This is a genomic window from Acidobacterium sp. S8 (assembly GCF_009765985.1).
GTDB lineage: Bacteria > Acidobacteriota > Terriglobia > Terriglobales > Acidobacteriaceae > Alloacidobacterium.
The window spans coordinates 23,780-42,394 of the sequence record NZ_LMUM01000013.1; the positions used below are offsets into that span (position 1 = coordinate 23,780).

Sequence of the window (18,615 nt, forward strand, 5' to 3'; positions counted from 1 at the left end):
GTGAAAGGGAGTGCCTTAGTTCTTGAAAATTTGATTTAATGTTCTGGTGTACATGCAAGCGCCAAACGCGGATGAAACTCCTGCCGGGCTGCAGGGCGACAGTGAACCGAAGCATCATTCCGTATACTGCCCTAACTGCTCGACGCAGTTGAGCAGCCACCGCTGTAAGCTGGTATGCAATCATTGCGGTTATTACCTCAGTTGCGCAGACTATTACTGATCCAAGGTCTGCTTCTCCGCCGCAACTTTACGTCGTAGTTGTTCGTTTTTATCCAGAAGCTCTACTACCAGCGATTGAAGGTACAAATTACTGGCCTCAAGCTCGTTGACTCGTTCCTGCATGTCCACAGCATTCTCTCCCTTCGCCGCAAGCCTCCGGTAGTCAGAATTTTCCGCGGACGTCGGCTCAAATGGATTCAATTCCCTTGGCGGCAGCATCGATAATCTCCGCAATTTTGCTCACCTGTTCTTTCGTAAGGTCCCCCTGGGCAAACCGCAGCTTCAGGGCAAGTTTGAAATTGTGCATTGCGCGCATGATCTGAGGCGAGCGGCCACGGCCAAACGCTGATCCGATCTGCTCAATCCGCGAAAAAATCGCTTCGACCTGCGCCTTATGTGCCTTCAGCTCCTCCATCCCAGCTTCGGTAATGGCATACAGCTTCTTGGCGCCATCCGTTGTGCTGACAGTGGCAAAGCCTTCCTCTTCCAGCATCGTCAGCGTCGGATAAACTACGCCGGGGCTGGGGGCATAAACGCCGGATAGCTTTTCTCCGATAGCCTTGATGATCTCGTAGCCATAACTCGGCTTCTCTGTAATCAGTTGCAGAATCACAAAGCGCAGCTCACCATTATCAAAAAGGCGTCCACTCATCTCTCCGCCAAAGCGATGTCCCTGTCGGCCCCAGAGGTCGCCCATTTCCGCAAAAAAACCATGCCGGCCGCCGCGGAAGTGCTTTCCATAGTGCGATCTACCCCCGCACCCCTCATCATTGTTTCTGTGTCCGAACATATTTAATTCCTTTCATGGACTTATTTAGATATATCTAAAAATATATCTAATATCTAAAGGGGTCAAACTATTTTAGATATATCTTAGTAAATTAAAGGCAACCGCTTATTCCACTAACCCGTCTTACATGAAATGATTCAACGTATCGATTATTGGAGAGGATTCACTGGCGGGTTCCTGGCCGGAGTAGCGATCGGGACACTGATCTATTTATCTCAAGACCTGACGAGCAAAATCACAGAGGAAGATGCCGATTTTTTCGCGGCAGAGTCGGCTGGACCAAGCGGCGTTCCGGCAGAAGTTGAGGAATTTCAGCTTCCCCTCCGCAAACGCGCTTAGTTTTAGCTGAATTGGCGACCCGATTTTAGGCTCACGGAGCGGCGTATTTCCGTCTTTTCTACGGCATTATGCTGCACTAATTCGCCCTCCAGCAGATAATAGCCTTCATCCTCTTTCGTTTTTCCGGGACCACGCACAATGGTCCCTTGAAACGAATACCAGATTCCATGTATCTGGCGGGTTGCAAAACGAAGTTCCTGGCCATGCATGGATGTCTGGTCGAAGAAGAAGGTCAGGGGAGTTCCGCTGTCGCTTTCGCCGTCTCCCTGACGTGAGATATAACCGCTCAAGTCGCCAAACTGCATCGTAATCTCGACCGCTTCGCCCGGATGGCCAAGCATATATTCGCCGGACGCGTCCTCGGGGATGAGCGAATTCGTTCTGGCCTTTTTCACCACAATGGGACGATCCGAAGTATCCGGATCGCCTCTGTGGTGCAGTGCCGGCTCGGTACTACTCTGGCCTATCAGGGGCGGCCAGGAAAGGAGCATTAGGAGAGCCACTCCTTCCCATAACGTCCGCTGCCTCATCTCATCTCCTGAATTTTCACTGGCTCTTTTTTCGAGCGGCCTCAAATTCATCGCCAGGCTGCCAGCCGACGCTCTTCGGCGACGACGACGCTTCCCACCCAAGTATGAACCCGAACTGCGCCATTCTGGCATTGCCTCGAAAATCCATTCCGGCGTTATATTCATCCGAAGGCTGGTGGTATCGGTGAGCGACGAAATCTTCCATCTGCTGCTTTCCCCACTCCGGCGTATGCCCTTCGAAAGTGGTGCCTTGGCCAATGGAGAAGGCTGGAACGCCGACGCGCGCGAAACTGAAGTGATCGGAACGATAGTAGTGCCCTGCTCCGGGAAATTGATCCGTCTCAATCGTCAGCTGGAACGCCTGGGCCATCTTCTCCACTTCGGGATAAAACGTCGTACGCTCGGCTCCATTTACATCGGTCGCAGTGGGAATACCGATGGGATTCAACATGTCATAGTTCAAATCGAGAGCGATCTGCGAAGCCGCTACCGGTGGATGCATGCCGAGCCATTGCGATCCCAATAGTCCCTGCTCCTCTGCCGTGACCGCAGAAAAATAGACGCTATGGGGAGGATGCACTTGCGACCATGCTCGCGCCATCTCAAGCAATATGCCGCAACCGGTGCCATTGTCGGCGGCTCCGTTATAAATCTGATCGCCCTTCGCGTCATGATCGATGCCGAGATGATCGTAATGCGCGGAATAAAGCACCGCCTGCCCCGGCTGCGCTCCCGGCACTTCCGCGATCACGTTGTCTGACTGGTAGCGGCGAACTTTGCTGACAATGTGCGCCTTGAAACGTACTGGCAGCTCTACGGCATGGAAGCCGGGTTTGCCGGCGGCTTCAATCATGGCATCCACATTGCCCTGTCCGGCGGCGGTGAGCAGCTTCTGCGCTACATCGTGCTGGATCCAGCTCGCGGCCTTCAATGTTGCCGTGGGATCACCCTGCAGGTACGACTTCTCGATCGCCTGAGAATCGCGCACAACGTGCCACGGATAACTGGCGAGATCGGTCCGATGGATAATGAGCACACCTAAAGCACCCTGTCGCGATGCTTCCTCGTATTTGTAGGTCCAGCGGCCGTAATACGTCATTGTCTTGCCTTTGAAGAAGCTCTCGTCGGTCGAAGGCGGCTCATTCACAATGACCAGCAGTATCTTCCCCTTTACATCGACACCGGCGTAGTCATTCCAGTGGTATTCCGGAGCATTAATGCCATACCCGACAAAAACGATGGGAGCGTCTATCTCTGCCGATTCCAGTCCAGTCTGATCCTTGGCGACAAAGTCTTCTCCATAAGCAATTGAAATGGGCTGGCCGCTTTTCGGAACGAATGCGGCTGTGGTCTGGTCTTCCACAGTATGCACAGCATAGAGCGGAACCTTTTGGAAATAGCTGCCGTTGTCACCTGCGGGCTTCAAACCCTCAAGCGCAAATTGCGTCGCAATGTAATCCGCAGCAATTTCAGCTCCGCGTTGTCCAGGACCGCGCCCTTCCAGCAGGTCGCTCGATAGAAAGCGCACATGGGCTCGTATCCTCTCCGCATCAATGCTCGACGCCGCCCGCTGGGCGTCCTGCGGCACGCCGGCGATGGCGGGAACCTGCGTCTGGCTGAAAATGGCAGTGGCAGAACAGAGGACAATGAGAGAAACCCCGGCGAGGCGAAACGGTCGAAACATTCCTGCTCCTGAAATCGATGTAGTTTCCTATTTTGCTACAGAGGCTGTCGAAGTTCGTCAGTAAAAACTTGCTTCACAAGCTCTCAGCATCATCCAGCCTGAATTTTGTGGTTTCATTCCACCGCGCTACCGCCTCAGAGATGGGTGGCGAAGCGAATCCCGGCGAAACCAGATCGACGATCGACTGCGGCGGAATATTCCCATTTCTGCTGCGAAAGAGCCCCTTTACCCACGCCAAAGCGGCAAGACCGTGCTTCGAGTGAAATCTCTGCTCCATGTAGAACCACTTCTCGTCCCAGCAAAGGGTGCGGGTTCTCAGCTCGAAGACTGCAAAAAGATCCAGGGATCGGCGATAGGTGATATCCACAGACCCGACGAGCGGTATCCAGCGGGCTTTCAACGCATGGGTGAGAAGTCCGTTGACCGCCAGCATATGGATACGGCCGTAATCCATACAGCTGAGATATCTCGAATTGTTGAGATGAAAATTGAAGTCGATGTCGTTCGGCCAAACGCGCATACGGACGCAATCCTCGTCGAGAAGGCCAATACGCGGAAGCGGACGAATGCGCTGACGCACGGTCAACAGCGGAATGCGGACGAAGCTATTGATGTGCGCCATCAGTGTCTTGGGAGAGTCTATCGTGTCCAAGGTTGGCACACCGAATCGACCTCCGGTAACTGAAAACGATTACCAGTTTGTACCTCTTTAGAAACGAATCGGGGATTGGCGGCCCTAAGGGATGAGGTTAGAGTCTAAACATTGAGTAGCACTTGGGGGAGGGCTACACAGTTGTAACGCCCGTGGACATAACGGTCCACGGGCGTTTTACATTTTGCGCTCTATTTTTAGTGCTTCTTGAAATACTGCACTTCCCGCTCGTGCTGCTTTGCCTTTTCCAACGAAGCAAAGGTGCCCAGATTGCGCCGCTTGCCAGTGGACGCATCCTTTTTGCGGGAATAGAGCCTGTATTCACCGGATTTGAGTTTGCGAATCATATCTGCATGGATGCCGGTGAGGCCAATGTGGGTTTTCGCCCTAACCAGAGTGCTCCCCCGACAAGAATCAGGCCGGTTGCCAGCAGCTGTGCGCTGGAGATGGCTCCTCCGAACAAAAACGTGCGATCTCCGCGATAAAAATCCAGAAAAAACAGCATGACCCCGTAGACGAAGAAAAACCCGCCTGCTAGATCGCCGTCCTGACGCCTGCGAGGAAGCCACACGAGCAAGAAAACAAAGAGCAGACTGAGAAAAAGCGCTTCATAAATCTGCACCGGGTGTAGGCGCACTCCAATCGGGGTGCCGGACCAAAGTGTCGCAAGCCGGTGCCTGTAAATCACGCCCCAGGGCTTTATAGTGGAAACGCCATAGTCCGACCCGGCCAGGAAAGCTCCAAGACTGTGGATTGCGAGAAAAAGCGCGGCCGCAGGGACCACGCAATCGAGCGTGCGAAGAATCGGCAATCCAGCGGAAAGCATGTATACGAGACACACCAAGGCCGCCATCAGCACACCGCCATAAAAGACCCCGTGGCTTCGGATCGTCACCAGACCCAATATCCAGAACGGATGAGCCAGAAAATCTTGCAGGTGAAAGAGTGCCAGCAACAGTCGTGAGCCAAGCAGTGCGGTGAAAATTCCCAGCAGGCTCAGATTCCAGATTTTATTTGGATCAAGATTCAGGCGCCGCGCCGTGTCCGAGGCCAGCACAAGAGCTGCGACCAATGCAATGGCCGCGAAAACTCCGTAAGTAGGAATGGCAACATGGCCGAACTGGAAAAGGCGTGGATACAAGCGGATTCTTGCTTTATTGCGTGCTGGCTCACGATTCAGCCCTCAGCCAGAGTAACGATTCGTTTGCAAAGCAAAACCGACCCGCGGGGCCGTGGAACGATGCGTCGGTGAACCCGTCCTAAGACGGTGGGAACTCTCCGCGGCTCTTTAGGCATTCCGAACTGGCGGACACTGCACACCGAGCCGATTTGTCGAGTCGAGCTCCCTGTTCAATGAATGTAGGTTCAACCGACGATTATCGCATCCACCTGCTTTGCAGGCCGGTTCTATTTTGGATGCTAGCGGCAGATGGCGAGGATTGCAAGTCGCGTCCGGAAGCACATTGTAACCAGAAGACTTAAGTCGCTTAACTGATCTTCCGTTCTTCGCTCAGCACAGCATCCAGCAGGCCGTTGAGACGGCTGGCACGGTCACGCACGTTTTCCTTCTGCGCCCCCATCAGCGAGTTATAGCGCTGTTCGAGCGAGGCCAGCTCGTCGGCGATATTCAGCGCGGCCAGCACGGCAACACGCAGCGAATCCACGGACTTGCCCTGCACCGCCACCGCGCGCATCTTCGTATCGACAACATCGGCGAGCTGGTGGATATACTCCGGGTCCTGTCCACGCAGCCGATAGGTCTGGTCGTAGATGTCTACCGTGACAAACTGCGTGGCGTCGATGTTTTCATTCTGAGAATCGGCCATAGGTACTGCTTCTCCTGTTCGATAAATCTCAGGCAGAAATTTCGTCCAGCTGGTTCAACAGGCGCTCTACGCGCTGACGTACGGCTTCGCGCTCCTGCTCAAAGGTCTTGACCTGCTCCTGCACTGCCGTCAGTTGTGCGGATTGCTCGTCAAGAAGTTGCTGCAAGGTTGCAGAATTCTGCTCGGCGGTGGCGCGCGCTTCGCGCTCTTTTTTGAGCAGCTCGACCGTGCGCAATACCCGTTGTTCGAGTGCGCTGAGATCATCGGCAGCAAGATTCAGTTCAGCATCATGGAGTGCTAGGGTGGACATCGAAATACCTCATTTACCGGAGAAAATTCAAGCGTTCTTCGCGCAGTATAGCTGGTTTCGCATAGAGGAAAATGCCAGAAAACCCGAGAATACAAGAAAGCGCAACCAGTTTGTTACACAGAGCGCGTTTGTCTTGAGTGGATAGCTTTGAAATGTGTAAGTTGCTTTGCCGGTCTCACAAGAAAGATGACCACGAAAAGAGTGAGCCGCCATTTCAGAATAACGGCGACTCATAACAAGAAAAAGTAAGAGAGCGATCAGCCGCGCAATTTTCCACCCAGCTTTTCCACGGCCGTCACCACCCGCTGCGCATAATTTTGCAATTCTTCTTCCTGCAGCGTGCGATCCGTAGCCTGAAAGACCGTTCGCAGCAAAAGAGAAATATGACCGGCAGGAACGAGCTTCGAGTCCTTGTCGCTGAGAATTTCCCCGACTTCAAAGTTCTGTAGCTCAGGAATTCCCAGCGCGCTAAGCGCTTCGGCTACCCGCGCCCATGGTGTGGTCTCGCTGAGGATGAAGGAGAAATCACGCCGCACAGCCTGGAAGCGCGACAACTCGCGTACGACAGGCTGCCGCAGATTCTGCCGGTATAGACGATCAACGTAAATTTCACCAACAAAAACTAACTGCTTCAGCTTGCGCCGTTGAGCCTCCGCCGGATGAAGCTGGCCAAAGTATCCAACAGTGGCACCATCGATCACTGCGCGGGCCGAGCGGCCAGGATGCAGCCATGCCGGCATCAGTCCCGAGTCCGACGGAAAGCGGTCGAAATAGATCGACTTCGAAGAGAATTTGCCTAGTAGTGCTTCGATGCTGCCCTTCATGTCGTAGAAGTCGAGCTCACGCGATGGCTGGTGCGGCCCTTCAAGTGGCAGCTTGCCAGTGGCGCCAATCGAGAGTGACGGCTTTTCCTCAACTCTGTCTGTGGAACCGTGGAATACCGTACCCAATTCGAAGAGCATCACGTCTTCCATGTCACGGTTCAGGTTGAGCGCAAGCATCCCGAGCATTCCCGAGGCCAGGGAAGGCCGCAGCATGCCAGCCTCTTCGCTCAGCGGATTGCCAAGCGGGACTGCAGAGTTCGGCTGAGGTGCAAATGCGGCTGCGTCTGCTGCGGAGCAGAACGTGCTGGAAACAGCCTCTGTCCAGCCAAGACCGCGCAACGTGGTGCGGATGGTCGATTCTTTTTCTGCCCACGGCAGCTCGACAACTGCGCCTTCAAATGACGGCAGCGTGTTCTGAAAACGGTTATAGCCGTAGACGCGCGCGATCTCTTCAATCAGATCGATCTCGCGTTCCAGGTCAAGACGCCAGCTGGGCAGTTTGACCGGGTATTCCACAACGTTCGCAATGGGCGAAGAAACCGCGCGCGATGGATCGAGATTCTTTTCCACGGATGAAGTAACCACCGTTGCGTCTGCGCTCACCTCGCAGCCAAGCCCAGTGAGAATGGCTTTGGCGGCCGAAGCGGTGATCCCTTTCCTATCTTCGGTCGCACCCAGAATGCGCTGCGCTTCACTTACCGCAAAGGCGATTGCCGGACGCTTCGCCGTTCGACGTTCCGCCTCTGGAATGACGATATCCACAAAGTCGCCTCCGATTTCGCCGCCAGCTTCGAGAATGATACTGCTGACCAACGCCGATGCTACTGGTGGCGCATTGAAATCCGCTCCTCGTTCAAAGCGGTGCGAGGCATCAGTATGCAGCAGATGGCGCTTCGAGCTGCGACGCACGGTGCCAGGATCGAACCATGCCGCTTCAACGAGAATGTTCGTCGTCTCGGGCGTAATCATCGTGTCCCAGCCGCCCATCACACCGGCGATGGCGAGCGCCTTCTTTTCGTCAGCTACAACGAGATCGTCGGGATCAAGCGTGCGGTCTATTCCGTCGAGAGTCTTGAGCTTTTCACCCTTGCGCGCGCGGCGCAGCAGGATGCCGCCTTCTACCTTATCCAGATCAAACGCATGCGTCGGATGGCCCATTGCCATGGTGACGAAGTTTGTAGCGTCCACAGCGTTAGAAATGAGCTTCTGTTCGAGCAGGTGGAAGCGCTCCGCCACAATGCCGGTCGATTGCGTGATCTTCACGTTGCGCAGCACGCGGGCGGTGAAGCGCCCGCAAAGCTCAGGAGCTTCAATCTTGATCGGATACGGCTTTAGTGCTGGCGTCGCTTGCGGGAGTGTCGGATGAAGCGGGTTCAACTTCAGGCCATAGATCGTCGCCGCTTCACGCGCAATGCCGTAATGATTCATCGCATCTACGCGATTCGTCGTGATGTCCATCTCAAAGAGCGAGCCATCCGCTCCAAGATCAAACACACCTTCAACAGCAATGCCGCGCAGGGTCAAATCATCAGCGAGCTGGCGATCGGTGACATTAAATTGCGGCAGATACGAGCGGAGCCATTTGGAAAGAATCTTCATGCGAACTGCTCCAGAAAGCGCGCATCACCGGAATACAACAAGCTGATGTCACTGATGCCATACTTCATCATGGCAATGCGATCGACACCCATGCCGAAGGCGAAGCCACTAATCTTCTTCGGATCGTAGGCAGGCTGTTTCTGCTGCACAAATCCAAAGACCGCAGGGTCGACCATGCCACAGCCCAGCAGCTCAATCCAGCCCGAGTGCTTACACTTGCGACAGCCCTTGCCGCCGCAGAAAGGACAGCTGATCTGCACGTCGGCGCTCGGCTCGGTGAAAGGGAAAAACGACGGAAAGAAACGCGTCTTCACGCTGGAGCCGAAAAACTCCTTCATGGCATGATCGAGCGTGCCCTTCAGGTCAGAGAATGTGACATCGATATCGACGCAGAGACCTTCAATCTGATGAAAGATCGGCGAGTGCGTGGCATCGGCTGCATCGTTGCGATGCACCTTGCCCGGGATGACGATGCGCACCGGAGGCGGCTGTTGTTCCATCGTCCGGATCTGCACAGGCGAGGTATGCGTGCGCATCAACAGGCGGTCACGCAACGGCTTGCGCTCCTGATTAGCCACGACCAGCGTGTCTTGCGTGTCGCGTGCTGGATGCCCCGGCGGAAAGTTCAGCGATTCGAAGTTGTAGAAATCCGTCTCAACCTCAGGTCCGACGCCGACCGAGTAGCCCATGCGCTGGAAGACCGCGACCATTTCGTGCATTGTCTTGATCAGCGGGTGTTCGGCGCCAAGAGCGCGATGTGTGCCCGGCAGCGTAATGTCGATGGCTTCAGCGTCGAGCGCATTCTGGCTACTTGCGCCGGTGGCGCTTTCGAGACGCGATTCAATCTGTGCCTTGAGCTGATTGAATCGCTGCCCGATAAGCTTTTTCGCCTCAACGGGCGCGGATTTAAGCCACGCATCGCTAATCGACTTGAGACGGCCCTGCTTGCGGCCCAGCCAGTGCAGGCGAAATGCCTCAACGGCTTCGGCAGACGTAAGCGATTGCGCTGAGGCCTCTACCTCATGCGCCAATGCGGCAAACGCCTGGTCTAATGCGGCTTCGCTATAGCCGCCTAAGGATGGAATGGCTTCTTGCGACATGATCTCTTTGAGGATAAATCAGGCGAAGGCACGAGTATGTCCGCGCCTCCGATTCAGCTCTAGGGAAACAGCACGATCTTGCTGGCCTCGCCGCTCTTGAGCAGGTCCATGCCTTTGGCAAAATCCTTCATCGGAAGGCGGTGTGTAATCACCGGCGACAGATCGAGCTTGCCCGTCTTCAATAGAGCTTCCATCTGATACCAGGTCTCGTACATCTTTCGTCCATTAATACCTTGAACAATCGCGCCCTTGAAGATGATGTCATTGGCAAAGTCGATTTCAACCGGCTTCGACGGAATACCCAGCAGTGAAACTCGACCTCCCGTGCGCAGAATGCGAAAGCCCTGGCGCATGGCATCCGGATGACCCGACATCTCAAGCACCACATCGACACCAACGCCATTCGTCTGTTCTTGAATCAATGTCAGCACGTCATCCTTTGCAGGATTCAGAGCTTCATTTGCTCCCATTTGTTTCGCAAGAGCACGACGATGCTCATTGACTTCGAGCGCATAGACGGAAGCTGCACCACAGGCCTGCGCCACGGCGATGGCAAATAACCCGATAGGTCCGCAGCCGATCACGGCGACGGTCTTCGCCGCAATGTCTCCTGCGAGAACCGTGTGAACCGCATTTCCCAGCGGATCAAGGATCGATGCGTACTCGCACGGGAGTGCTGGATCAAGCTTCCAGATATTCGTCTCTGGGATGGTTACAAATTCAGCGAATGCGCCGTCGGCATCGACGCCGATGATCTTCACATACTGACAGATATGCGCCTGCCCGGTTCGGCACTGCAGACATTTACCGCAGGCCACATGCATTTCCGCGGAGACGAAATCGCCTTCTTTCACTGTGGTTACATCCTTGCCCACAGCGGCGACTACGCCGCAGAACTCGTGGCCGGGAATAAGCGGCGGCTGAATGCGTCCCTGCGCCCACTGGTCCCAGTTATAGATATGCAGATCGGTGCCGCACACAGAGGCAGCTTCCACTTTCACCAGTACATCAGAAGGTCCAAAAGTGGGTACCGGTACCTCCCGCATTTCGATTCCGGCTTTCGCCTCAGGCTTTACGATCGCCTGCATCGTTTGTGACATGCTTTCACTCCATCTCGCAAAACATTTCAGTGTACCAAGCTATTGGTGAAACAGCCTGGATTGCATTGGCAATCAACAGACCGCTTCTTCCACCATCCCGATAGCCTTTTGTCTGATCCGCTGCTCATCGCCAAAGCCATGCAGCCAGTACATTTCCGGCTCCCGTCGAAACCAAGTCAGCTGGCGCTTGGCATAGTTGCGGTGCCCTTGCTGCGCGAGCGCAATCGCGTCGGTCTCGCGCAGATCTCCGCTTAATAACGATCGCGCCTGTTTATATCCCAACGAGTCGAAGGGTCGCGCCTCGCCATACTTTTCCAGCAGCAAGCGCGTCTCCTCCACCAGCCCATTCTGGAACATTTCCGCAGCACGCCTATTAATGCGCTGATACAGACAGTCGCGGTCCGGCTCAAGTCCGACGCGCAGAATGCGAAAGCCCTTGAGCGCATCGCGCCCCTGCTCCCATACCTGCGACATTGGCTGTTTGGCAGCAATACAAACCTCAAGCGCGCGGATTAGCTTAGGCTTGTCGTTCGGATGAATACGCTCAGCGGATTTCGGATCGAGCCGCATCAGGACTTTGTAGAGCCAACCGGGACCGCGCCGCTTGTCGCTTAACTTCAGCCGCTCGCGCAGTGATTCGGATCTCTGCGGTCCGGCGAAGAGTCCATCGACGAGAGCACGGAGATAAAGCCCCGTTCCTCCAGTAATGATCGGTAGGTGCCCTCGCGCAACGATCGCCGAGAGCGCAGCACGGGCGTCGCGGCTATAGTCGCCTGCGGTGTAGTTCTCCGTCGGATCGACAACATCGATCAGGTGGTGGGGCAGCCGCTCACGATCCGCCTTATCCGGCTTAGCGGTGCCGATCTCCATATCGCGATACACAGCGACCGAATCGCAGCTTACGATTTCCCCGCCAAAGCGCTCTGCCAGATGCAACGACAGCGATGTCTTGCCGCTGGCTGTCGGTCCGGCCAGCACGATCACAAGAGGTTCTACCAAACGTGCCACCATCCCTGAGGAAAGATGGTATGCGCCGGGGCGCGCAGCAGTGCGATGCCCAGCAGCACGGCGGCAATCAGAAGCAGGCCGACGATCTGCCGCTTGCGGTATGCGTGCGCGTTACTCATCCCCGGGCTTGATGTTGTAAAGGAAATAGAACCGCAGTTCGAGATATGGACCTTTGAACTGCTTGGGCAGCGGAGGATAAGGCGACGCTCCTGTGATGCCGCCCCATGCGGCGTGATCGAGCGCTACATCTCCTGAAGGGAATTCAAGAATCATCTGCTTCACGCTGCCGTCGGCCAGGATGCGGAAACGAATACCGACCTTGCCCTGTTTCATCAGCGGAGGCCGCGCCGACTCAGGAATAATCGGCCACCAGGAGCGCTCTGTATCGTAGATCACGCGACGGATATAGGGGCCGAAATCGACGCCCATCGTGTCGCTGAGAATATCGACGGCGCCACTCGTACCTGGATGCTGCGAGGGCGCGTTCTGTCCCATATCGCCGCCCCCGCCAATCGGGCCCGGCTGCATTGCATTTCGTGCTGCCTGCTGGATTGCCTGAGCCGCTGTTGTTGCTCCCGTATTAAAGTTCGGCTGCGTGGGTGCGGGCTTTGGAGCTTCCATTTGCGCTTGCTGCTGCGTCTGCAACGGCTGTGTGGGCCGCTGCTGCGGCATGGGCTGCGGTGGGGGTGGTGTCTGCTGCGCCTGTTGTGGCGCCGCAGGTTGCGGGGCCTGTCCTATTTGCGGCGCCGGCTGTGGAGCCGGAGCAGGCGGTCCGGCACGCTTCATGGCTTCAAGTTCCCGCAGAGTCTTCTTATCCAGTGTTGGATTTTTCGACTGAGCTGTGCGGTTTTTGTCCGAAATAACGTCCGATTGCTTCGGTTTTGCCTGCTTTAATGCATCTGGCGGCAGATCGAGATAGGTCAGCTCTTTTTCACGCTGCTTCAGAATTGAAGATGGATCGACGACGCGGACATGGCGGTTCCAGACATATTTCGGTCCATAAAGCAGGAGCCAGAAAATGATCATGTGGACAATGATCGAAATCCAGAAAAACTCGCGGCGCCGTGCGCGCGAACGCTCGTCCTCCAGATCGTCCATGACCTGCAACAATTCGTGGCGTTCAAGGGTTTCGTATCTTGCGCGTTTCGGATTCCGCGGCGGCTCGGGTGGCGCGCCAACAGGACTGGTTGGGACTTCAGTGATGGGCATTCGAGGACGGTTTCAGACCGCTGACGCTGGCTCTGGGACAGCTTTTATTCTCTCACAGACGGGGGAAACCTTATGTATTCAGACGTTCCCGGGAAGAAAAAGTTCTGCCTTCTGATTCATTTGCATTGCCTTTGTCGTGCCGACATTACAATCAAAAGTAATGTTTACGGCAGCCGTCATTACAGTCAGCGACTCCTGTTATCAGGGCAAACGCGTCGATCTTTCCGGGCCGGCCGTAGAGAAAATCCTTGCCGCCAGCGGCTTCGAAGTTGTTGAAAGGCTGACGATTCCGGACGATCAGCCGGCCATCGAAGATGCTTTACGGGACTGCGCCAGCCGTCATGATTTTGTCGTCACAACCGGTGGCACCGGTATTGCTCCGCGTGACGTCACTCCTGAATCTACACGGAATGTGTGCGAACGGCTGCTCGACGGCATTCCTGAAGTCATGCGGGCCGAAGGCCGCCGAGAGACAGAATACGCTGCGCTGAGCCGGGCTCTGTGCGGCACCGTGGGGCGGTCTCTCATTCTGAACCTGCCGGGAAGTCCGCGTGGCGCTGCCACTTCCCTTACCGCAGTCCTTCCGCTGATCTCACACGCTCTGACGCTGCTCGGCGGGACGGAGACGCCGCATCTGGAGCCGGAAGAAAAGACGGCCGGATGAGACACTGGAAACAGGAAAGTACACAAAGATCTTGAAACATCTCTCAGCCCTATTTCTGAAATTCAGCACCTGGCTTTTCGCCTTTCTCAAGCCGCTCGGCTTCTGGGGCGCGGGCGCTATCGCTCTGCTCGATTCGAGCAGCATCCCGATGCCAATGGACATCCTCATCTCGGGATATGTATGGGAGGACCGGCATCACTTTTTCCTTTACTGCCTCATGGCCGCTGTCGGCTCCTCCATTGGAGGGCTTCTACCCTTTTACCTGGGACGCGCCGGTGGCGAACTGTTTCTCCTGAAGCGTGTGGACCGCGCGCGTTATGAGCAGCTTAGAGACCGTTTTGAACGACAGGAATTCATCGCCTTATTCATTCCGTCGATGATGCCTCCGCCGACTCCGTGGAAGCTCTTTGTCTTCGGAGCCGGAGTCTTTGAGATGAAGGTCCGGGATTTTCTTGCCGCCGTCTTTCTCGGCAGATTGGTACGATTCACCGTCGAAGGACTGCTGGTTCTCTACTACGGTCCAGAGATTGTCACCGTCGTTCATGACCTGATGAAACGGCACCTGGTGATGTTGCTGGTTGGTATTGGAGCGGCGCTGGGACTGTTGGTTTTCTTTGCCGTCCGCAAGGGAATGAGCAAGCGGCGGACGGGCGAATTCGAGAACTAGCCCTCCGTCTAAATCCTGAATCCGGAGAAGTTGCCTCGTCAACAAGGCATGGATGCACAGCAGTCGTCACGCTCGGGCAGACGTGATTAACGCGTGCGACGCCGCCAGAAGGACGGGAGTCGCTTCATCCGCCGAGAACATCTGTGAACTGACGAAGGCGCCGTTGATGAGCAGCGACAACTGCGCTGACAGTTCATCGGGACGCTTCGCGCGAAGACGTTCGGCAAGAGATCTCAGCCGTCGCCTCAATTCTTTTTTGTGCGCAGTTGCGACCGCGCGAGCGGGATGATCCAGGGCAGGAAACTCCGCGGCGACATTGAGCTGCGGGCACCCGCGATAGTTTGGCCGGCTAACGCGTTCTCCGATCCATTTTAGTTGCGCTTCGAGTTCGGCCTCGGGGTCGGAAAGATGGCCCTGCGTCGTGTTGTCCCAGCACCGCCAGAAGTCCTCGTCTTCACGATGAAGAAACGCGGCAATCAGGTCATCCTTGGTTCGAAAATGACGATAGAGGCTGGTTTTGGCAACGCCGGCTTCTTCCACGATGAGGTCAACGCCTACAGCACGCACGCCGTGGCGATAAAAGAGAGCGGATGCTGTTTCGAGGATGCGTTCTCTTACATCCACCGCGCTGTGGAGCGGACTGGCTGTGTCGGCCACTGCACTATTTCGCATTCGAGAACCCTCCTGATCGGATTCTTTAGCAGATATTCTTTCACGCTACAGACCTGTTTGTATTATATAAGAAACAGACAGGTCTGTATCGCTGGAAGATAGATGACTGTACGAAATAGAATAAGCTCTGAATCGGGGCGTTTCGTCACTGTATTTGGAGCTTCGGGTCACACAGGGCGTTTCGTCGTGGCGGAGCTGCGGCGGCGCGGATTCACACCAATCCCAATTGGCCGCGATGCGGGGCGGCTGGCCGCGTCTGGTTTTCAAGAGCTGGGCATGGAGAGCAGGACCGCGAATATTGAAGACCCGGCATCGCTCGATCGGGCTCTCGTAGGCGGGGCTGCGGTGATCAATTGCGCAGGGCCGTTTCTCGACACGGCGCAGCCCCTGATTGAGGCGGCGCTGCGTGCGGGCATGCACTATCTGGATGTAACTGCCGAACAGCCCAGCGCGCTTGCCACCTTCGAGCGATTTGCCGCATCGGCGCGGGAGGCCAAAATCGTTGTTGTCCCCGCGATGGGCTTTTATGGCGGTCTTGGCGACCTTCTGGCCACGGCTGCCATGGGAGACTGGAAGTCGGCCGATGAAATCCGCATTGGGATCGCTCTGGATAGCTGGCGGCCAACGTTGGGGACGCGGCTCACCGGGCAGCGGAACACCGCTCCACGGCTTGTCATCACCGATGGCAAACTGACACCGCTCGGCAATCCGGCGCCGACATCCTCATGGGCGTTTCCTGAACCATTCGGCGCTCAGGATGTGATGGAACTGCCATTGACGGAAAGTATCGTGATCGGCCGCCACCTGCGGGTGTCTCATCTCCATAACTACATCAACCTGGCGCCGCTCCGCGATCTTCGCGATTCCACCACACCTCCGCCCGAAGCGGCTGACGAGACGGGACGCTCGGCCCAGATCTTTTTGGTAGACGTGATCGTTCGAAATGGAATGGAGACACGCCGCGCGATTGCGCGGGGCCGCGACATTTATGCCTTCACGGCACCGCTGGTCGTCGAAGCCACTCAGCGCATACTCGATGGCAGTGCTAAGGGCGTCGGAGTACTCGCACCGGGTGAGATGTTCGATGCGCCAAGTTTCTTACGCGCCCTTGCTCCGGAGCTGACCTTCGAAAGGTTGGGCGCCAAGCGATAACGGCAGTGGGCTGATACAGGTTCCGTATGCCGGATCGTGGAAGATGATCAGGGCGATTCTTGCGTATCGCCCTGATCATTTAGGCTGCTTTGTCGCTATGCATTTCCCCATTATGACCGCGGAACTGGCGTACCAGCGCGGGCAAACCGAAGGCCAATCCGGCAACGAGGCCGGTGGAGATCAGGTCATTGCGGTAGAAGGGTAATCCGGCTGCGTAAGCGGTCATGAGGCCGCTGAAGGTGTGGGGATAGAAGCCGCGCAGCAGCGTCCAGCTGGCGAAGTTGCTTGCCAGGAAAAACGACGTCGATGAGAGCAAGACGGCTGCGGCGACACGTCCGACGGAGCGGTGATCACGCAGGAGCAGATGGCCGAGGACGACCACGGCTGCATACCATGCCCAGGTGATGAGGTAGTCCTGCGCCGCGAAGGGATAGCTGTAGACGTAAACGGTCATGTAGTAGTCGAGCGCTGCAAGAGCGATGACTGGCAGAGCAGCCTGACGCAGCGAACGGCGCGCGCCGAAGAAGAGCAGTGAGCCCCCGATGGCGGTAAAGTTCAGCCAGCTGTGATGCGAGGCCACGGTGACGCGGCTCAGAATTGCAAACAGGACCAGAAGATACGCAGACATCTTTCTCACCTCGGCAGGACTTGAGAAAGCTATTATTTCACGTTCACGTCCCAACCATCATCGTACAGGGCGGTAAATCAATCCGATAGAAATGCCCACAGCAATCCACTCGATCAAATAAGCTACGGCCTGTTCGACTGTAAGTTTGAGGCCGATGTTCAGGTTGACGTAATTGTGGATGACGAAAGCGCAGACGGCAAAGATGCCGATGAGCAGACCAAAACGCGCGCCTTCGATGAAGCCTGATCCGCCTTGATAGATCATTGCGTAGAGAATGGCCAGGACAAGGATTCCGACAAAGATGGCGACCATGCCGTAGGGCATCACGCTCTTGATACCTTCCTCTGAGCGATATACGGCAGGGTATTTGCGGAACTCGCGAACCAGGAACGGCATAACGGCAAAGGTAAGAAAGCCGATGACGAAGTAAGCGGCGGTCGCGCCCAAGGCCGCAAGAACAATACGTGAGTAGTTCATGAGCGGTACCTCCCCAGCTCTTGCTGGCAGGAAGAGATTTTAATCAGAACCAGCGGAGCATGGCACCTGAAATATCTCGTGCTAATTTATTTCTGCTCCTTTCCGCTCATGAACATGCCTTCGATCTCCTGCTGAGGGCCGACGTACACCCAGCCCGAGAGGACGGATTCACTCGGTTTCTGGGAAAAGATTGGATAGTCGAATCGCAGATCGCGGAATTGCACAGTGTGCCAGTCCTGATTGGGTGGATCGATGTTGTAGCCGGGAGGCGTGATCGGACCCTTATCTTCGACGACGGGCCAGCTTGCCCAATCGAGATAGACCCGGCCCAGCCAGGAGCACTTGGCGGCGAGGGTAGCCATGGTCACTGGCGGCTTGTAGAAGACATCTCCCTCAGAGTCGGTCTCGACCTGATCGGAGCGGGTATGCACGGTGGCACTCTGGTAGTAGTCAGGCGTCTCTATGACGGCATGCCATAAAAATGGGTTGATCGGCTCGGGCTCGGCGGCGACACGCAGAATGGGTGCGCTGGTTACGCCCGTATTTCGGACGAGGCTGAGGGCATGGGCGTGTTCGGCATTGCGCACCGCATAGAGAAGCGCCACGAAGACAAGCGCGCCGATGGCCCATCCCCGACCGCGAAACTGGACGCGTTTGGCTCCGATCTCACGGTCGGCGAGACCGAAGAGCCAGGGCATGACGAGGGCGAGCAATAGCGCGACAAGAAGCAGAGGCTCGATAATGAAGACGATATCCCACGAGTACCAGCGCGGATTAAACGGAAAGAACGGCCGGATACCATAGTTATTGGTGAAGTCGAGCAGGAGATGACTGAGATCCGCGATGAGAGCGAAGCACCAGAGCAGCTGCCATCGAATGGGAGCTTTGGTTGGCTTGCCCCTGGCTTTATGGATGAGCCAGACGACAATGACCGTGACCAGCGCGATGACAGGAGCTGCGATGAAAGTGTGCGTGATGCCGCGATGATGCTGGAAACCCGCGACGGGGCCGCGAAAGGCTCCTACAACATCAAGGTCGGGCGCTTCGGCGGCCAAGGTCATGGCCAGCGTGGCATAGGCGGTTTTTCGATTGAAGCCAGCGCGACCGAGGCAAGCTCCGGTAAGGAAGTGGGTGACGGGATCCATAGGCTCGAAGCCAACGTAAC

22 protein-coding genes and 1 other RNA gene are annotated in these 18,615 nt (G+C 56.0%); 3 read left to right on the forward strand and 20 right to left on the reverse strand.

Annotation, left to right across the window (positions count from 1 at the left end; translation table 11 throughout):
- Window positions 1–213: 213 nt before the first annotated feature.
- The 16 genes from GSQ86_RS03435 to GSQ86_RS03505 all read right to left on the reverse strand — a co-directional run bounded on the left by GSQ86_RS03435 (window position 214) and on the right by GSQ86_RS03505 (window position 13,190).
- Window positions 214–438, reverse strand: coding sequence for a hypothetical protein (locus GSQ86_RS03435; protein ID WP_158748568.1), 225 nt, complete (start codon window positions 436–438; stop codon window positions 214–216).
- Window positions 407–1,009, reverse strand: coding sequence for a PadR family transcriptional regulator (locus GSQ86_RS03440; RefSeq protein ID WP_158748569.1), 603 nt, complete (start codon window positions 1,007–1,009; stop codon window positions 407–409). Before GSQ86_RS03440 ends, GSQ86_RS03435 begins: the two co-directional genes overlap by 32 nt.
- A 341-nt stretch (window positions 1,010–1,350) precedes the next feature.
- Complete coding sequence (locus GSQ86_RS03445; RefSeq protein WP_158748570.1) at window positions 1,351–1,839, reverse strand: hypothetical protein; 489 nt, start codon at window positions 1,837–1,839, stop codon at window positions 1,351–1,353.
- A 55-nt stretch (window positions 1,840–1,894) separates the two neighbouring features.
- A complete protein-coding gene (locus GSQ86_RS03450; RefSeq protein WP_158748571.1) occupies window positions 1,895–3,562 on the reverse strand; it encodes a M28 family peptidase in 1,668 nt (555 codons plus the stop codon).
- A gap of 73 nt (window positions 3,563–3,635) precedes the next feature.
- Complete coding sequence (locus GSQ86_RS03455; RefSeq protein WP_158748572.1) at window positions 3,636–4,223, reverse strand: thioesterase family protein; 588 nt, start codon at window positions 4,221–4,223, stop codon at window positions 3,636–3,638.
- Window positions 4,224–4,411: 188 nt separating this feature from the next.
- On the reverse strand, window positions 4,412–4,561 hold the full coding sequence (locus GSQ86_RS03460; protein ID WP_158748573.1) for a hypothetical protein: 150 nt from the start codon (window positions 4,559–4,561) through the stop codon (window positions 4,412–4,414).
- Window positions 4,558–5,355: a prolipoprotein diacylglyceryl transferase gene (locus tag GSQ86_RS03465; protein WP_158748574.1), complete on the reverse strand. Its 798-nt coding sequence runs from the start codon at window positions 5,353–5,355 to the stop codon at window positions 4,558–4,560. The genes GSQ86_RS03460 and GSQ86_RS03465 overlap by 4 nt, the downstream gene beginning before the upstream one ends.
- 74 nt (window positions 5,356–5,429) lie before the next feature.
- Window positions 5,430–5,620, reverse strand: a non-coding RNA gene (gene ssrS / locus GSQ86_RS03470) — 6S RNA.
- A gap of 81 nt (window positions 5,621–5,701) precedes the next feature.
- The gene (locus tag GSQ86_RS03475) at window positions 5,702–6,040 is read right to left on the reverse strand and encodes a cell division protein ZapA (protein WP_158748575.1); all 339 of its coding nucleotides are present in this window, start codon (window positions 6,038–6,040) and stop codon (window positions 5,702–5,704) included.
- Between the two features lie 28 nt (window positions 6,041–6,068).
- Window positions 6,069–6,350, reverse strand: a complete 282-nt coding sequence (locus GSQ86_RS03480) for a hypothetical protein (RefSeq protein WP_158748576.1) — start codon at window positions 6,348–6,350, stop codon at window positions 6,069–6,071.
- Window positions 6,351–6,607: 257 nt separating this feature from the next.
- Window positions 6,608–8,773, reverse strand: a complete 2,166-nt coding sequence (locus GSQ86_RS03485; protein WP_158748577.1) for a phenylalanine--tRNA ligase subunit beta — start codon at window positions 8,771–8,773, stop codon at window positions 6,608–6,610.
- A complete protein-coding gene (pheS, locus tag GSQ86_RS03490) occupies window positions 8,770–9,873 on the reverse strand; it encodes a phenylalanine--tRNA ligase subunit alpha (protein ID WP_158748578.1) in 1,104 nt (367 codons plus the stop codon). Before pheS ends, GSQ86_RS03485 begins: the two co-directional genes overlap by 4 nt.
- A 59-nt stretch (window positions 9,874–9,932) precedes the next feature.
- A complete protein-coding gene (gene tdh, locus GSQ86_RS03495; protein ID WP_158748579.1) occupies window positions 9,933–10,973 on the reverse strand; it encodes an L-threonine 3-dehydrogenase in 1,041 nt (346 codons plus the stop codon).
- Window positions 10,974–11,045: 72 nt separating this feature from the next.
- On the reverse strand, window positions 11,046–11,981 hold the full coding sequence (gene miaA / locus GSQ86_RS03500) for a tRNA (adenosine(37)-N6)-dimethylallyltransferase MiaA (protein ID WP_371720110.1): 936 nt from the start codon (window positions 11,979–11,981) through the stop codon (window positions 11,046–11,048).
- The gene (locus GSQ86_RS23645) at window positions 11,966–12,100 is read right to left on the reverse strand and encodes a hypothetical protein (protein WP_256366815.1); all 135 of its coding nucleotides are present in this window, start codon (window positions 12,098–12,100) and stop codon (window positions 11,966–11,968) included. The genes miaA and GSQ86_RS23645 overlap by 16 nt, the downstream gene beginning before the upstream one ends.
- Window positions 12,093–13,190 (reverse strand): cell envelope integrity protein TolA, encoded by a 1,098-nt coding sequence (locus tag GSQ86_RS03505; RefSeq protein ID WP_158748581.1) that lies wholly within the window; start codon window positions 13,188–13,190, stop codon window positions 12,093–12,095. Before GSQ86_RS03505 ends, GSQ86_RS23645 begins: the two co-directional genes overlap by 8 nt.
- Before the next feature lie 160 nt (window positions 13,191–13,350).
- On the opposite strand from GSQ86_RS03505, the gene GSQ86_RS03510 reads away from it, so the two are divergent.
- Window positions 13,351–13,854, forward strand: a complete 504-nt coding sequence (locus tag GSQ86_RS03510; protein ID WP_158748582.1) for a molybdenum cofactor biosynthesis protein B — start codon at window positions 13,351–13,353, stop codon at window positions 13,852–13,854.
- Window positions 13,855–13,885: 31 nt separating this feature from the next.
- Entirely contained in the window at window positions 13,886–14,521 is a 636-nt protein-coding gene (locus GSQ86_RS03515; RefSeq protein ID WP_254062106.1) for a YqaA family protein, read from the forward strand.
- A gap of 66 nt (window positions 14,522–14,587) precedes the next feature.
- Here the strand turns inward: GSQ86_RS03515 and GSQ86_RS03520 are convergent, their stop codons facing one another.
- On the reverse strand, window positions 14,588–15,193 hold the full coding sequence (locus GSQ86_RS03520) for a TetR/AcrR family transcriptional regulator (protein ID WP_158748583.1): 606 nt from the start codon (window positions 15,191–15,193) through the stop codon (window positions 14,588–14,590).
- Window positions 15,194–15,295: 102 nt separating this feature from the next.
- On the opposite strand from GSQ86_RS03520, the gene GSQ86_RS03525 reads away from it, so the two are divergent.
- Window positions 15,296–16,345, forward strand: a complete 1,050-nt coding sequence (locus GSQ86_RS03525; protein WP_158748584.1) for a trans-acting enoyl reductase family protein — start codon at window positions 15,296–15,298, stop codon at window positions 16,343–16,345.
- 79 nt (window positions 16,346–16,424) lie between these two features.
- Here GSQ86_RS03525 and GSQ86_RS03530 read toward each other — a convergent pair whose 3' ends face one another.
- The 3 genes from GSQ86_RS03530 to GSQ86_RS03540 all read right to left on the reverse strand — a co-directional run bounded on the left by GSQ86_RS03530 (window position 16,425) and on the right by GSQ86_RS03540 (window position 18,595).
- Entirely contained in the window at window positions 16,425–16,973 is a 549-nt protein-coding gene (locus tag GSQ86_RS03530; RefSeq protein ID WP_158748585.1) for a DUF6580 family putative transport protein, read from the reverse strand.
- 57 nt (window positions 16,974–17,030) lie between these two features.
- Window positions 17,031–17,450: a hypothetical protein gene (locus GSQ86_RS03535; RefSeq protein ID WP_158748586.1), complete on the reverse strand. Its 420-nt coding sequence runs from the start codon at window positions 17,448–17,450 to the stop codon at window positions 17,031–17,033.
- A gap of 86 nt (window positions 17,451–17,536) precedes the next feature.
- Window positions 17,537–18,595 carry a metal-dependent hydrolase gene (locus GSQ86_RS03540; protein WP_158748587.1) on the reverse strand — a complete coding sequence of 353 codons (1,059 nt, stop codon included), beginning with the start codon at window positions 18,593–18,595 and terminating at the stop codon, window positions 17,537–17,539.
- Window positions 18,596–18,615: the final 20 nt, after the last annotated feature.

Coding starts and splice junctions, on each gene's coding strand:
- GSQ86_RS03435 (WP_158748568.1), bottom strand. CDS start 438: ATGCTGCCGCCAAGGGAATTGAATCCATTTGAGCCGACGTCCGCGGAA.
- GSQ86_RS03440 (WP_158748569.1), bottom strand. CDS start 1,009: ATGTTCGGACACAGAAACAATGATGAGGGGTGCGGGGGTAGATCGCAC.
- GSQ86_RS03445 (WP_158748570.1), bottom strand. CDS start 1,839: ATGCTCCTTTCCTGGCCGCCCCTGATAGGCCAGAGTAGTACCGAGCCG.
- GSQ86_RS03450 (WP_158748571.1), bottom strand. CDS start 3,562: ATGTTTCGACCGTTTCGCCTCGCCGGGGTTTCTCTCATTGTCCTCTGT.
- GSQ86_RS03460 (WP_158748573.1), bottom strand. CDS start 4,561: ATGATTCGCAAACTCAAATCCGGTGAATACAGGCTCTATTCCCGCAAA.
- GSQ86_RS03475 (WP_158748575.1), bottom strand. CDS start 6,040: ATGGCCGATTCTCAGAATGAAAACATCGACGCCACGCAGTTTGTCACG.
- GSQ86_RS03480 (WP_158748576.1), bottom strand. CDS start 6,350: ATGTCCACCCTAGCACTCCATGATGCTGAACTGAATCTTGCTGCCGAT.
- GSQ86_RS03485 (WP_158748577.1), bottom strand. CDS start 8,773: ATGAAGATTCTTTCCAAATGGCTCCGCTCGTATCTGCCGCAATTTAAT.
- pheS (WP_158748578.1), bottom strand. CDS start 9,873: ATGTCGCAAGAAGCCATTCCATCCTTAGGCGGCTATAGCGAAGCCGCA.
- tdh (WP_158748579.1), bottom strand. CDS start 10,973: ATGTCACAAACGATGCAGGCGATCGTAAAGCCTGAGGCGAAAGCCGGA.
- GSQ86_RS23645 (WP_256366815.1), bottom strand. CDS start 12,100: ATGAGTAACGCGCACGCATACCGCAAGCGGCAGATCGTCGGCCTGCTT.
- GSQ86_RS03505 (WP_158748581.1), bottom strand. CDS start 13,190: ATGCCCATCACTGAAGTCCCAACCAGTCCTGTTGGCGCGCCACCCGAG.
- GSQ86_RS03510 (WP_158748582.1), top strand. CDS start 13,351: ATGTTTACGGCAGCCGTCATTACAGTCAGCGACTCCTGTTATCAGGGC.
- GSQ86_RS03520 (WP_158748583.1), bottom strand. CDS start 15,193: ATGCGAAATAGTGCAGTGGCCGACACAGCCAGTCCGCTCCACAGCGCG.
- GSQ86_RS03525 (WP_158748584.1), top strand. CDS start 15,296: ATGACTGTACGAAATAGAATAAGCTCTGAATCGGGGCGTTTCGTCACT.
- GSQ86_RS03530 (WP_158748585.1), bottom strand. CDS start 16,973: ATGTCTGCGTATCTTCTGGTCCTGTTTGCAATTCTGAGCCGCGTCACC.
- GSQ86_RS03535 (WP_158748586.1), bottom strand. CDS start 17,450: ATGAACTACTCACGTATTGTTCTTGCGGCCTTGGGCGCGACCGCCGCT.
- GSQ86_RS03540 (WP_158748587.1), bottom strand. CDS start 18,595: ATGGATCCCGTCACCCACTTCCTTACCGGAGCTTGCCTCGGTCGCGCT.